15 protein-coding genes are annotated in these 13,497 nt (G+C 57.8%); 3 read left to right on the top strand and 12 right to left on the bottom strand.

The annotated features are described in order from the left end of the window. The first annotated feature begins 64 nt into the window (after positions 1-64). A complete protein-coding gene (locus ACSEXW_RS21980; RefSeq protein ID WP_438448326.1) occupies positions 65-424 on the top strand; it encodes a DUF2512 family protein in 360 nt (119 codons plus the stop codon). Positions 425-534: 110 nt separating this feature from the next. Here the strand turns inward: ACSEXW_RS21980 and ACSEXW_RS21975 are convergent, their stop codons facing one another. The 8 genes from ACSEXW_RS21975 to ACSEXW_RS21940 form a co-directional block, all read right to left on the bottom strand. Then, a complete protein-coding gene (locus ACSEXW_RS21975) occupies positions 535-681 on the bottom strand; it encodes a hypothetical protein (protein WP_438448325.1) in 147 nt (48 codons plus the stop codon). A gap of 35 nt (positions 682-716) precedes the next feature. Beyond that, positions 717-848 (bottom strand): DUF4023 domain-containing protein, encoded by a 132-nt coding sequence (locus ACSEXW_RS21970; protein ID WP_438448324.1) that lies wholly within the window; start codon positions 846-848, stop codon positions 717-719. 151 nt (positions 849-999) lie between these two features. After that, the gene (nirD, locus tag ACSEXW_RS21965; RefSeq protein WP_438448323.1) at positions 1,000-1,323 is read right to left on the bottom strand and encodes a nitrite reductase small subunit NirD; all 324 of its coding nucleotides are present in this window, start codon (positions 1,321-1,323) and stop codon (positions 1,000-1,002) included. A gap of 13 nt (positions 1,324-1,336) precedes the next feature. Beyond that, positions 1,337-3,823 carry a nitrite reductase large subunit NirB gene (gene nirB / locus ACSEXW_RS21960; protein ID WP_438448322.1) on the bottom strand — a complete coding sequence of 829 codons (2,487 nt, stop codon included), beginning with the start codon at positions 3,821-3,823 and terminating at the stop codon, positions 1,337-1,339. A gap of 224 nt (positions 3,824-4,047) precedes the next feature. Then, complete coding sequence (gene ymzB / locus ACSEXW_RS21955; protein WP_438448321.1) at positions 4,048-4,407, bottom strand: protein YmzB; 360 nt, start codon at positions 4,405-4,407, stop codon at positions 4,048-4,050. An 80-nt stretch (positions 4,408-4,487) separates the two neighbouring features. Beyond that, positions 4,488-5,159, bottom strand: a complete 672-nt coding sequence (locus tag ACSEXW_RS21950; RefSeq protein WP_438448320.1) for a phosphatase PAP2 family protein — start codon at positions 5,157-5,159, stop codon at positions 4,488-4,490. Between the two features lie 85 nt (positions 5,160-5,244). Then, entirely contained in the window at positions 5,245-6,654 is a 1,410-nt protein-coding gene (locus ACSEXW_RS21945) for an amino acid permease (RefSeq protein ID WP_438448319.1), read from the bottom strand. Positions 6,655-6,849: 195 nt separating this feature from the next. Next, the gene (locus ACSEXW_RS21940) at positions 6,850-7,641 is read right to left on the bottom strand and encodes a class I SAM-dependent methyltransferase (RefSeq protein WP_438448318.1); all 792 of its coding nucleotides are present in this window, start codon (positions 7,639-7,641) and stop codon (positions 6,850-6,852) included. 190 nt (positions 7,642-7,831) lie between these two features. On the opposite strand from ACSEXW_RS21940, the gene ACSEXW_RS21935 reads away from it, so the two are divergent. After that, on the top strand, positions 7,832-8,509 hold the full coding sequence (locus tag ACSEXW_RS21935) for a 3'-5' exonuclease (protein WP_438448317.1): 678 nt from the start codon (positions 7,832-7,834) through the stop codon (positions 8,507-8,509). Between the two features lie 62 nt (positions 8,510-8,571). On the opposite strand, the gene ACSEXW_RS21930 is transcribed toward ACSEXW_RS21935, so the two are convergent. Next, positions 8,572-9,819: an MFS transporter gene (locus ACSEXW_RS21930; protein ID WP_438448316.1), complete on the bottom strand. Its 1,248-nt coding sequence runs from the start codon at positions 9,817-9,819 to the stop codon at positions 8,572-8,574. A 129-nt stretch (positions 9,820-9,948) separates the two neighbouring features. On the opposite strand from ACSEXW_RS21930, the gene ACSEXW_RS21925 reads away from it, so the two are divergent. Further along, positions 9,949-10,425 carry a hypothetical protein gene (locus ACSEXW_RS21925; protein ID WP_438448315.1) on the top strand — a complete coding sequence of 159 codons (477 nt, stop codon included), beginning with the start codon at positions 9,949-9,951 and terminating at the stop codon, positions 10,423-10,425. Positions 10,426-10,488: 63 nt separating this feature from the next. Here the strand turns inward: ACSEXW_RS21925 and ACSEXW_RS21920 are convergent, their stop codons facing one another. The 3 genes from ACSEXW_RS21920 to ACSEXW_RS21910 all read right to left on the bottom strand — a co-directional run bounded on the left by ACSEXW_RS21920 (position 10,489) and on the right by ACSEXW_RS21910 (position 13,457). Then, positions 10,489-10,722 carry a ferredoxin gene (locus ACSEXW_RS21920; RefSeq protein WP_438448314.1) on the bottom strand — a complete coding sequence of 78 codons (234 nt, stop codon included), beginning with the start codon at positions 10,720-10,722 and terminating at the stop codon, positions 10,489-10,491. Positions 10,723-10,869: 147 nt separating this feature from the next. Continuing rightward, positions 10,870-12,522, bottom strand: a complete 1,653-nt coding sequence (hcp, locus tag ACSEXW_RS21915) for a hydroxylamine reductase (protein WP_438448313.1) — start codon at positions 12,520-12,522, stop codon at positions 10,870-10,872. A gap of 83 nt (positions 12,523-12,605) precedes the next feature. Further along, a complete protein-coding gene (locus ACSEXW_RS21910; protein WP_438448312.1) occupies positions 12,606-13,457 on the bottom strand; it encodes an ATP-binding protein in 852 nt (283 codons plus the stop codon). Between the last annotated feature and the right edge of the window lie 40 nt (positions 13,458-13,497).

Raw genomic sequence — 13,497 nt, 5'->3', positions numbered from 1 at the left:
TCCGGCATTGAGACCCTATAACACAGACCCTGTTTATGCCATTCCTATACAAGGAGGTTCAACCATGACAAGCTTCGTGTTCAAGCTGATCATAAACCCTGTTGCCTTATGGCTGTCAGCACTGCTGTTCGACGGACTGGAGTTTGGCCGATGGACCCAGCCCATCATCCTGGGAGCCGTCATCGCCGTGGCGGGCATTGTACTGGAGCTTCTGTTCCTGAAGCGCGGCACCCTCTGGATCAGCACCGTGCTGGATTGGGCAGCCGTTACCATGCTGGTGTACTACATCACCCCAATGTTCGACGGTGCCGTCTCCAACTTTACGGGGTCCCTGCTGACCGGTTTGCTGTTCGCCTTCGTCGAGTACTTCCTGCACCGGTATCTCATCTCCGCCGGATTGACCCAGAAACGGGAGAGGGCCTGACCGGTCACGTAAGCATACGACAGCGACAGACCCTGGCACCATCAAGTCATGGAAAAACGCCTGTTCCCTCTTCCGGGGACAGGCGTTTTGTACAGGCCGGGCCTGGCCTGTTACATGGGATTGTTCTGCTTGTTGATCTTATTCAGAGAGGGCACATAATCCCCCGCTTTCTCCGCCTTCAAGGTGTTGACGCCCTTCTCATCGTGGAATTTATTCTCCCGGATGATTCGGCTGCGGTTTCTCGGCTTGTTCTCCATGGTATCACCTCCCGGAGACCCGAATGAAAGATGGACTACGGATTGTTCGTATGCAGCTTGTTGGGCAGCTTCTCGGACGGCTGGCCCTTGCCCTGGGTTCTGCGGTTCTTCTCGTCCTTGGCTTGGGTGTCATGCAGCTTGTCCAAGAATTCACTGGTGCTCTTCATGACCGTTCCCTCCTCTCGCGCCGGGCGCATAGCCAATATAAAAGCCGGGCGCCCCTACTCTGCCGAACCGTGGCGGTCACGATCCGGCAGATGTAGTATGCGCCCGGCAGGCAGAAGCAAATGATGGGGGATGCTGGGTCCTTCCGGTTCGTTAACCGGCCAGGAAGACCGTTCCGTTCTCGATCTTGACCTCCAGGGTTCGGACGGCCCCCGTATCAGGCTCCTGTACCAGACCTGTAGGGAGATGAATCTTCCAGTCATAGAGGGGATCGTACAGGTATTCTCCGCTGACCATCCCTTCGCTCAGGACGCCTCCCTTGCGGTGGGGATTCTTGTTCTCGAGAGCGAAGATCCGGCCGTCCGACAAGCGGAACACCGCCGCCTCCAGACCGTTCACGCGCACCCGGACGCCGATCCTTGCCGGGAACCGCTCCAGAGTGCCTACCGGAATATATGCTTGGGTCCATTCGTTCATCTTCAACACTCCTTTAGTTCGAAGCTGCGGCCTGGGCCGGTGCGTGATGGGCTGCGTCGGTTTCCGGACGGACGGTTTCGTACAGCTTCTCCTGAAGCTCCGGACTGCGGACGACCTCCTGCCAAGGATCCTTCAGCTGGCTCAACGCCAGCTCCACCCGCTCGTTCAGCACTTTGCGGTTGGCCGTATCCTCCACCACTTTCAGGCGTATATCCTCCAGTCCCACACGCTCCACCCAGTCGCTGGTCCGTTCGCCGAACTTCCCGGTCTCGCGATAGTATTGGATGTAGGCGCCGGTAATCTCCATCAGCTCCTCATCCGTCTTCACCTTGCATAACAGATCCGCTCCGCGGAGCTTGATGCCGCCGTTGCCGCCCGCATAGATTTCCCATCCGCCGTCGTTGCCGACGATGCCCAGATCCTTCGTTCCGCTCTCCGCGCAGTTGCGGGGGCAGCCGTTTACTGCCATCTTGAATTTGGCCGGCATCCACAGACGCTCGAATTTCTTCTCAAGCTCAATGCCTACCGTGATGGAATCCTGGGTGCCGAACCGGCAAAATTGGGAGCCGACACAGGTTTTCACCGTCCGCAAGGATTTGGCGTAGCCATAGCCCGAGGGCAGACCCAGCTCCTCCCACACCTTCGGGAGGTCCTCCTTCTTCACACCCAGGAGGGCCATGCGCTGACCGCCGGTATATTTCACCATCTTCACGTCGTACTTCTCGGCAACCTCTGCGATCTTGCGCAGCTCCGCCGGATTCGTCACGCCGCCGTAGGTCCGGGGAATGACGCTGAAGGTGCCGTCCTTCTGGATATTGGCATGCAGGCGCTCGTTCACGAACCGGGACTCCTTCTCATCCTGGTAGGTGGCGGGCCGCAGCATGCCCAGATAATAGTTCAAGGCCGGGCGGCACTTGGAGCAGCCTTCCGTCTGGCTCCACTCCAGGACATGCATGACCTCGCGGACAGTGCTCAGGCCCTTTTCTTCGATTGCGGCCACGATCTCGTCCCGGCTGAGCGTTGTACACCCGCAGATGCCCTGCTTGCCGCTTGCCGCGGCATCATAGCCGTCTCCCAAGGTATGGGCCAATAGCTGCTCCACCAGACCTTTGCAGCCGCCGCAGGAGCGGGTGGCCCCTGTGCAGGCCTTGATCTGATCCACGGTGGTCCAGCCTTGCTGGCGGATGCCCTCGACGATCGTTCCCTTCGTGACGCCGTTGCAGCCGCACACGATGTCCTCGTCCGACATGGCTTCCACCGAGCTCTTCTTGCCGCCGCTTCCGCAGCAGCCGCCTCCCATAAGTGCCGCGTGGATCTCCGCCGTCATCACAGCGCGTTCCTTCACCCACTTGGCCAGCGGAGCAGCGTCCCCGACATCGCCGAAGAGCACGCCGCCTACAATGATATCGCCCTCCAGCAGAATCTTCTTGTAGACCTTCTTCCAAGGGTCATGCAGCTTCAGCGCCATCAGACCTTCCCGGTCCTGGAACTCTCCCGCGGAGAACACATCCACTCCCGAGATCTTCAGCTTCGTCGATACGGTAGAGCCCGTATACGGCTCCGTCTCTGCGCCGCACAGATGCTTCGCAAGGACAGCCGCCTGCTCGAACAAAGGGGCTACCAGGCCGTAGCAGATGCCCCGGTGCTCATTGCATTCGCCTACGGCATAGATGCCGGGTGCGCTGGTGCGCATATAGTCGTCTACCACGATGCCCCGGTTGACCTGGATGCCGCTGGCTGCCGCAAGCGCCGTATTCGGCTTGATGCCTGCTGCCATGACGATGAAATCCGATTCCAGCGTGCTGCCGTCGGCAAAGCGGAGACCGGTAACCCGTTCACCGCCCAGTATTTCCGCTGTGCTGGCCGGCATTTTGAACTTCAGTCCCTGGGATTCCAGCTCCGCCTTCAGCATGGCCGCCGCCGCAGGATCCAGCTGACGCTCCATCAGATCCTCCATGAGATGGACCACGGTGACCTCCATCCCCAGCTGCTGAAGCCCACGCGCCGCTTCCAAGCCGAGCAGACCGCCTCCGATCACCGCCGCTTTGCGGTAGGTGCGGGCCGCTTCCATCATCCGCTCGCAATCCTGGATGTCGCGGAAGCCGACGATGCCTTCCTTATCCGAACCCGGTACCGGCAGGATCAAGGGGGTGGAGCCGGTAGCCAGGATTAATTCGTCATAAGCAAGCTCCAATCCGCTGTCGGTATGAACCATACGCTGTTCGGTGTCAATCCGGGTAACGGTGGTGCCCGCATGCAGGCGGATCTTATTCTCCGTGTACCAGGACCAATCATTCAAGACGATGTCCGGAAGCTCCTTGCTTCCTTCCAGGACATAGGACAGCAGGATCCGGTTGTAGTTGGGGTGCGGCTCGCTGCCGATGACCGTGATCTCGTACCGGTTCGGATTCAGCTTCAGCAGGTGCTCCACCGTTTGGATTCCGGCCATGCCGTTGCCGATAAGAATCAATTTTTGCTTCGCGTTCTGGGTCGTCGTCATGGGATTCCCTCCTGATCGTGATCGGCCGCCTATATGTGAATGGATTCACTTAGTAGGTTGAGTAGGCTCCGCTCTTCTCTATGCCTTCACTTTACCTTCCGGAAGAGTGACGTTTTGTGAAACGAATCACATTGTTTGTGTCCAAATGGTGAACCGTTTGTCTGCCAAAGAAAAAAGGCTTTCCTCCTAGGAAAGCCCGAGCTTGGTCTGACAAGGCACCGTTGTTAGTGGAGCTTGGCGCCGTTCATTTTGGTGATGACGTATTGTGCTCTGCCGGTCTGAAGCCGCATGGAGGAGTCCTCCCAATGGCCCTCCCAGCGGTTGGACAAGGCAATCTCGAACCGGTCTCCGGGCAGCGGAGCCTGCCCGGCACTCGTCCTGACTGTCCCTTCTCCATGCAGGATAATCTCCTCGGGAGCGATGTAATCGTCATACATGCTGGACGGCTGGCCGGATACGCTGACCTCCTTCAGATGCAGCGTCAATACGTCCGTATCCCCGATCTCCTCTTTCTCGATACGGAGCGGCTGGTTCCGGCAGCTGTTCAGCCAATCCAGTACCGGCTCCAAATGCGAATCTGCCATAAGTTGTCCCTCCGAATGCGGATAGTTGCGGGATGCCCCGGTTGCGGTCTCCCCTCTACTATGTCATATTCCGGACCGTTCTATCCGCGGGAGTAGAGGCGGAGCGGAATGACCCACACCATGAGCCATAGAGCACCGGCTGCCAAACCCGCCGCCGCGTCGCTGGCATAATGGACCCCCAGATAAATGCGGGACACTCCCATGGACAGGAGAAACACCGCGACCCCCAGCCATAAGAGGGCGGAATACCGCCTGATCCCAGCCGGTCCGTACTTCAGAAGCCCGTAAGCCAGCATTCCGTAGAAGACGACGGACACCATAGCATGTCCGCTGGGGAAGCTGTAGCCGACCGTCATCACACCATGCACCACGGAGGGACGCTCCCGTTGGAACAGCTCCTTCAGCAGGTGGTTGACCCACCATCCGCCAGACAAGGCCGCTGCCCAGACCAGCGCCGCCTTCCAGCGCTTCCGGCGAATCAGGAACGGCGCAACGATCAAGAGCAGGAGATATTCGCAATATGCCGACCCCAGGAAGTCCATCCCCTTGGCCCAGCCTGTCCACACAGGCCCGCGCCATTTCAACGTCCAGTCATAGACGGCGGCATCCCAGTCCGAGGCCCAGGCATACCATTCAGCGGATACCTTATGCCGGAACAGCCGATAGGCCGTATAAGAGAGCAGGATCAGCAACACCGGGATGAAGCACACTCGGGCTGCATCCCTGCTAAACCGGGAACCGTTCCTTTCCATGGAACCCCTCCTTCACCTCCCTTATTATAGACAGCCGATGCCGTGAAAAAAAGCCGCCGGGCGTGAACAGCCCGGACGGCTTCGATCAGCGATCCGCCGATTGGAGCGGATCTTGGTTTTTGCGGACCATCGGGTAGAAGAAGACGCCTGTCACGAACAGTCCCAACCCCAGGAAGAAGGTCTTCGGGTCCGAAGTCCCCACTTTGATGATGTACACGGAGTACGCCGTGGCCAAGAGGGCAATGATTCCGTCGACCACGCGCCCCTTGCGCCCCGTATAGGTCTCGCCCGTGAATACCAGCTTCAGCTGGAAGACGGAAGCCAGGATATAAGGCACCAGATATGACAGGGTGGCGACGGTGGTTACGAAGGAGAACGCCTTCGAGATCGGTCCCGAGATGGTGGAGAAGATGAAGGTCTGGGCCGCCAGATTCGTGACGATCAGGGATACGACCGGAGCGCCGTGCTTGTTCTCCTTGCGGAAGGATGGCAGGAACAGCCTCTGCCGGGCCGCCTGGTACGGCACCTCTGAGCTCAGCAGGATCCATCCGATGGTGGAGCCGGTCAAGGAGATCAAGCCGAGTCCCGCCATGACATAGCTGCCGGAGCTGCCGATGACGTGAGACAAGGCGTCCACCAGCGGCTTCTCCGATTGAACGAGCTGGCTGTGCGGCAGAGTTCCCATGACCAGAGCTGAGATGCCCATGTAGATGGCGAGTGCAATGGTCAAGCCCAAGATCGTCGCCACCTTCACGTGGATCTGCTTCTTGGCCCGGGACGAGAAGATGACGGCGGACTCCACGCCTACGAAGGCCCACAGGGTGGCGACCGCAGCCGCGTTTACCTGTCCCAGAATGCCCAGGCTGCTTCCCTCCACATCCACCGTGCCGGCGAACGGAATCATATTGCTCTTCTCGAAGGTAAACAAGCTGATGACGATGAAGAAGAGGAAGCCGGCAACCTTGGCAGCGGTCGCTGCAAAATTCAGCTTGCCGGCGCCTTGGATACCGCGAAGAATAATGAAGTGCATGCCCCACAGCAGTAAGGTACAGACGATAAAGGTAAGCAGATTTCCCAGTGCAACGGAAGCGCCACCGATGTTGAACAGCTCCTTGCTGCTGGACATAGACGGGAAGAACGTGGACAGATAGCTTGCAAAGGTGGTGATGATGGCTACGTTGCCGGTCCAGTTGGCGACCCAATAGCCCCAAGCCACGGAATAACCTGCGAAGACGGATGCCTCGGAGCCCTCGCGGAACAAGGATTTGGCGTACAGCTGGATGCCGCCGGCCAGATCGGGCCTGCGGGTGGCCAGGTTGCCGAAGACCAGAGCCAGCATAAGAACTCCGGCTCCCGTCACCGCCCAAGCCAACAGCGTTCCTCCGGGACTTGCCACCTCCGCCAGAGAACGGGGAAGCATGAAGATTCCTGAGCCAACCATATTGCCGACAACCAATGCCGTAAGAAGCCAGACGCCTAGATGCTGATTCTTCACAAAAAAACGACCCCCACACGTTTATACGTTACCAGAGTAAAGAGCAAATGTTGAAATGCCCTAACTTACTATACTGACCTCTGGTTAATTAGGCAAGACCAGATTGTCGAAGGTTCGTGTATTTTGTGTGAAATAGGCATCTTCCATGCATAACCAGCTCTGCTCGGCTACTCTGTCCCACTCCTATTCCGGCGTCTATCCGGGCAATCTTGCTGCTATCCGGATCCGGCGGTAATCGATGACCCAGCATCCGTTGCGGAACAGCCGGTCTGCTGCCAGTGCGCCGATCTCGCGATAGACGGATTCCCGGTCTCCCGCAGGAACACCCTTCAGAAGCGGTCCTCCGAACGTGTCCAGCCAGTGACTCAAGCCATCCGCTCCATCCTGCATCGGGGTGGGCCGATCGAACAAGACGGCGGATTCCACCTGGAAGCCCGCCTGCTCCAGCAGCGTGGCGTACTCCCCTATGGACGGAAAATACCACGGCCCTGACGGTCCCTCCGCTTGAACTCCATACCGCTGGAGCAGAACCGTCTGCGCCGCCTCCACCAGAACCCGGCAGTTGCCTTGGCCGCCGAACTCTGCCGCGAAGCGTCCTCCGGGCTTCAATGCGCCGGCAACGCTGTCGGCCACTCCGGAGGCGTCCTTCATCCAATGCAGCGCCGCGTTGGAGAATACGGCATCATAGCGGCCCCCGTCATCCGGCTGGAACCGTTGGCCGTCTCCTACCCGGAAGCGGAGACCAGGATATTTGGCCTGGGCCGCCCTGATCATCTCGGGGGAAGCGTCAAGGCCTGTGACCTCTGCCCCGCTCTTGGCAATCTCCGCCGCCAGATCCCCGGTGCCGCAGCCCAAATCCAGAATCCTCTCCCCCGGGCGGGGGGCCAGCCAATCGAGAACGCCCCTGCCCAGCTCCGAGACCATGCCCAGCTTCCCGTCATACAAGACGGGGTTCCAAACCATACCCTTCCGATCCTCATTTGCCATGCTGCATCCTCCTTCCGGTTTCTTCCATCATGACAGATTCGGGGTTATATTTGAAATATATAATAACGATATTGTTTATAGTTATTTCCTATAACCATTCCAGGATCCTTCTTGTGCATCCCCCTCTTTCGTATTACAATAAGCACGTAATTATTCCTAAGATCTTATCGGACCGGATAAGGAGTTTCCTATGAATTACATCGTTTATGACTTAGAGTTTACGGTGATCCGCAAGCAGGAGTGGCTGGCCGAGATCATCGAGATCGGTGCGGTCAAGGTAAAAGATACGGAAGGCAAGCTGCAGATCGCTGAGACATTCCAGACCTTCGTCAAGCCCCTTCGGGACTCTTCCTTCACCGCCCATACGACAAGCTTTACAGGGATCACCCTGCAGGACATCCAGAATGCGCCTTCTCTCTCCAGCGCCATCGAAGCCTTCCGACAGTGGATCGGCGATGAGCCCTATTATATGTGCGCTTGGGGCCCGGATGACAAGTATCAGCTGGTGAAGAGCTGCAATGAGCATAAGCTTCCTCTCGATTGGATCCGCAACCACAATGACATCCAGAAGCAATTCTCCCGCAAGCACAGCACAGAGACGACCTTCCGCCAGATCGGTCTGAAGCGGGCCCTGGAGATGCTGGAGATTCCCTTCGAGGGCTCCCACCACCGGGCCGTGGATGATGCCGTGAATACGGCCAAGGTGTTCATCGCCGCTTTCGGCGACTTGACGCTGGCCGAGAACAACGCGGCTGAGGAGTCCATCTATACCACCCATACAGTCTATGAAACCGGGGATAACGAGCCGAACCTGCCCTTGGGCAACTTGGCCGAGCTGCTCAAGCGATCCCTGGACGACAAGAAGTAGCAGCCTTAATCGAACAGAAGCCTCCGAGCTGCGCAATGCGCAAGCCGGAGGCTTCTATTCTTTTAGGTGGATGGATCCTCTACAGGCAGCGGCAGCTTCGGATCCGTCAGCCTGGCCTCATAGAGAGGCTGCACCCATCGAATGAAGAAGAGATACGCCGTGACCAGACCGATTCCCGCCAGAAGAAAGGGATACCCGTAGTGCCTGCCCGACAGCAGAACTCCGGTCCCGTAAGCCGCAACGGAGGATCCGAGGCTTCGCAGAACCATTCGCAGGCCGGCGAAGGCATCCCGCTCCTCCTCCTCAAGAGCCGACATGGAGTGCGTGAGAATCAGGTTGTTCAGCATGATGAAGGCTCCGCCTCTGCCCAACAGAAGCAAGGAGAACAGCCCTACCGGCATAACGGCCGACAGGAACAGGCTGATTCCAATGTTCGAGAGGAAAACCAGACGGTAGGTCCGCCGATGGCCCAGCCTCTCCACTAACGGCGGCATGATGAAGGAGGCAAGAAAGAGGACCACCCCATGGACGGTCAGCAAGAGCGACGTCTGCGTATCTGTCCACTCCAGCCTGAATTTGACGATGACATTGATGAACGGATCGATCAGCGCCGCCGACGTGCCCACCAAAAGATTCAGTACACAGAACAGCCAGACGGCCTTCCCCGGAAGCCTCCGCTTGCCTCTACTCCCGGAAGCGGCGGAGCCAACTTGCGAAGTTTCCTTGGGGAGCAGCAGCCCTCTTGAGATGCCCCCCGCCAGCATGAAGACGGCCGCCGTTACGATGGCTCCCTGATAATCCGTGGTCCACCCTCCGATCCAGCGGGGCAGCAGCCCTCCGGCCAACGTCCCGACACCGGTGAAGAGGGTGAATACGGCGAACAGCATGCTGAAGCCTTGGGTCTCTTCCTTCTTCGACTTGCTGTAAGAGTATAACAGCTGAACCTCGGTGGTGATCAGGAGAGCCACTCCCGATGACTGGAGGAATTGAGCGGCGTACATCGCTTCTAGTCCTTGACCGAAACCGAATACCGCATATCCCGCCGACATGAGGAGCAAGCCCAGAACCAGCAAGTTTTTCCTCCCGAGACGGGATGCCAGCATACTGCAAGGGATCGAAGCCGCCCCTGAGACGATGATGCCGAAGGAGGCCACGGCGCCGATCTGCGCCTCATTCAGTCCTGACGCCAGCAGATGCAGATTCAAGAGTAAATTAAAGATACCGATGCTGATTCCCATCATGGACTCCGTCAGCACGAACCAACGAACCCCTCTGGAGAAATGCAGCAAATCCGAGATATATTCTTTCATAGGAACGGATTCTGCCTTTCTTCGAGCAGCCTGCCCGATGCAACCTTACAGAAAAATGGGACGTCTACTAGTTTACATGGAAGGGCAAGGATTGAACAGATTTTTTTAACCATAGGTTGGAGGTGCGCCGTGTCATTGTTTACCGTTCGTCTCCGGGTGGGAATCGCCCTGTTTCTCCTTATTCCAGCCGCGATCACAGGCTGCGCCCTTGATAAGCCCGTCGCGGGTGACAAGCTCTATATCGCCGAGGGCTACAAGGATAGTCTCACCGCCATGGAGCTGACTGAAATTTCGGGCTTTCCCTACTTCACCCCGCCCTATATCTCCATCGCCGAGGACAAGAATCACAGCCAGTATGCCGTTCTCTTCTACCGGACAGGTGAGATCCGCAAAGTGCCTCTTCCCCGCACGCTGGAACAGATCCTGCAGGTTTTGTCCCAAGAAGGCATCTCCCTTCAACTCCAGTCCAACGAGTTCCATAACCTTCATCTGCTTGAGATCCGTGAACGGCTTACCTGGTCCTACGACGATGGAACCCATAAGCTGTACCTGGATCCCGAAGGGAATCCCATAGATCCCTTTGCCGCTCCCCCCTCTTCCCCATAAAAAAACAGCCCGGAGGAATTCCTCCGGGCTGTCCGTCAACCGCACGGTTGCGGTTGGTATATATTATGCGAATGCTTTGTCAGCGATCTTGATGCACTCCGTCGGGCAGCCTTCAGCCGCTTCGGTCAATACTTCTTCCAGGTCGGCGGAAATCTCGGTTACGCCCTTGTTGTTGTCGCCGCCGAAGATCACTTCAGCCAAACCTTCGCCGTCGAAATCGAAAATCTCGGGAGCCGTTGCTCCGCAGGAGCCGCATGCGATACATTCGCCTTTATCAACAACTGTATATTTCGCCATAATCCTTATCCTCCTCTAAGTTCCGTAACTAGTCTAACCTCCTTCAGTTTATCTCAAACCTGTGAAAAAATAATCCCCCCTTACGGGGGGATTCGTTACAAGATTGTGGACGATCTCTGTAAAATCTATGACAGATGAAATCGGTTATCAGCCGGCCATGAAAAGGTTGACATCATCTTGAACATTGCCGATTCCGGCGATGCCGAAGGTCTCCACCAGCACCTTGGCCACGTTCGGGGACAGGAACGCCGGAAGCGTCGGTCCCAGGTGGATGTTCTTCACACCCAGGTACAGTAGAGCCAGCAGAACGATGACTGCTTTTTGCTCATACCAGGCGATGTTGTAGGAGATCGGAAGCTCGTTGATATCGTTCAGCTCGAACACTTCCTTCAGCTTCAGCGCGATGACGGCCAATGAGTAGGAATCGTTGCACTGGCCGGCGTCCAGCACGCGCGGAATGCCTCCGATGTCGCCCAGCACCAGCTTATTATACTTGTACTTGGCGCAGCCTGCGGTCAGGATGACGGTGTCATTCGGCAGTGCGGACGCGAAGTCGGTGTAGTAATCGCGGCTCTTCATGCGGCCGTCGCAGCCTGCCATGACGAAGAAGCGCTTGATGGCCCCGGACTTCACGGCACCGACGACGGTATCGGCCAGGCTCAGTACGGTCTCATGGGCGAAGCCCCCAACAATCTCGCCGGTCTCGATCTCTACCGGAGGCTGGCATTGCTTCGCTTGTTCGATGATGGCGGAGAAGTCCTTGGCACCGCCGTCTTCACGGTCGGCAATATGCTGTACGCCCGGGTAGCCGGACTGGCCGGTGGTGTACATGCGTCCGACGTAGCTGGCCTTCGGCGGCACGATGCAGTTGGTGGTCATGAGAATCGGTCCATTGAAGCTCTCGAACTCCTTATCCTGCTTCCACCAGGCGTTGCCGTAGTTGCCGACGAAGTGGCTGTATTTCTTGAAGGCCGGATAGTAGTGGGCCGGCAGCATTTCGCTGTGGGTGTAGACGTCTACGCCAGTGCCTTCGGTCTGTTTCAGGAGATCCTCCATATCCCGCAGATCGTGTCCGGAAATCAGGATGCCCGGGTTCTTGCCTACGCCGATGTTGACCTTGGTGATCTCGGGATGACCGTAGGTGGAGGTATTGGCGGTATCCAGGAGCGCCATGACGGTTACGCCGACCTTACCCGCTTCCATGTTCAGAGCGACCAGATCGTCGGCGGACAGGGTGTCGTCCAGAGTGGCCGCCAAGCCTTTTTGGATGAAGGCGTTGACGCTGTCATCGGCATAGCCCAGCTGGAACGCATGCTCGGCATAAGCCGCCATTCCCTTTAAGCCATAGGTCAGCAGCTCCCGCAGGGAACGCACGTCCTCGTTCTCCGTCGCCAATACGCCCACTTCCGCTGCCTTGGCATCCAATTCCTCTTCGCTGTCGGCGAACCATTCAGCCGCCTCCGGCAGCGGGCCGGCGAACAGCACGCCTTGGGCCTCCGCCGCTTTCTTCATCTCGGCACGGAGTGCCAGACCTTCACGGACCCGGTCAATGAATACGACGCGGTCGAAGTTGGCGTTGGTAATGGTGGCGAACAAGCCGTCCATGACGAATTTGTCGGCTGCCTTCACATCGGCGCCCGCTGCGCGGGCCTTCACGCTGTAGTAGGAGATGCCCTTCAATACGAACATCAGAAGATCCTGCAGATTGGCTACGTCGCTGGTCTTGCCGCATACGCCTTGGATGGTGCAGCCGGTGCCTTTAGCCGCTTCTTGGCATTGGTAACAGAACATTTGAGACATGGTGAAGGTTCCTCCCTGATCATATGAGATTGGATTTATGGGTTCAAGCGATTGCTAACGATTGTCTGTTGCCTAGGGGTCACTTATTGGACCAGTTGGCCGTCTAAGCCGACGGTAACCTCACGGTAAGGCACGATGGTGCCCGATTGGAGCATGGCCTGCTTCACCGCTTGCACGATGCCGCCGCAGCACGGCACAACCATCCGCACCACTGTAATGCTCTTGATCTCATTCTTCGCCAGAATCTCCGTCAGCTTCTCGGCATAGAACGCATTGTCGTCCAGCTTCGGACAGCCGATGACGGTGATGTGGTTCTTGATGAAATCCCGATGGAAGTCTCCGTAGGCAAATGCCGTGCAGTCCGCCGCTACCAGCAGATTGGCATTCTGGAAGAACGGCGCGGCCGGGCTGACCAGATGAATCTGGATGGGCCACTGCTGAAGCTCGGATTGCGGCTTGCCGGAGAATGCCGCCTGCGGGGCTTCGGCCATTACCGGGTCCGGACGGCTTGCCGGCCGTTCGATCTTGGCCGACATGGAGCCCGGGCAGCCTCCCATCCCGTGGCTGTGGCCATGGGCATGGCCGTGGTGGTGATGGTGACCATGGGCATGGGGCTCCGGCCGTTGAACGGAGCCGGGCTTTTGTCCGCCGGCCACATAACGGGCCAGCGCCTCGTCCGCATCGGTCCGCCGCTGCATCTCAGAAACCCGCTTCTCCACCGCAGACTCATCGAAATCCTCGGCTTCCCGCTGGATGATCTCGATGGCGCCGGTCGGACAATTCGGCAGGCATGCGCCTAATCCGTCGCAGTAGATATCGCTAACCAGCTTGGCTTTGCCGTCGATAAGCTCCAGTGCGCCTTCAGCGCAGGCTGTAATGCAGACGCCGCAGCCGTTGCACAATTCTTCGTGGATATGAACCATGCTGCGTATCATATCGTTCATCCCTTTCGTTCGCGCTTTACGTTATGGGGTC

This window comes from Oryzibacillus soli, from assembly GCF_051594765.1.
In the GTDB taxonomy this organism is placed as follows: domain Bacteria; phylum Bacillota; class Bacilli; order Paenibacillales; family NBRC-103111; genus Paenibacillus_AR.
Note: the sequence above shows the minus strand (reverse complement) of the source record. Positions and strands in the feature narration are given on the sequence as shown.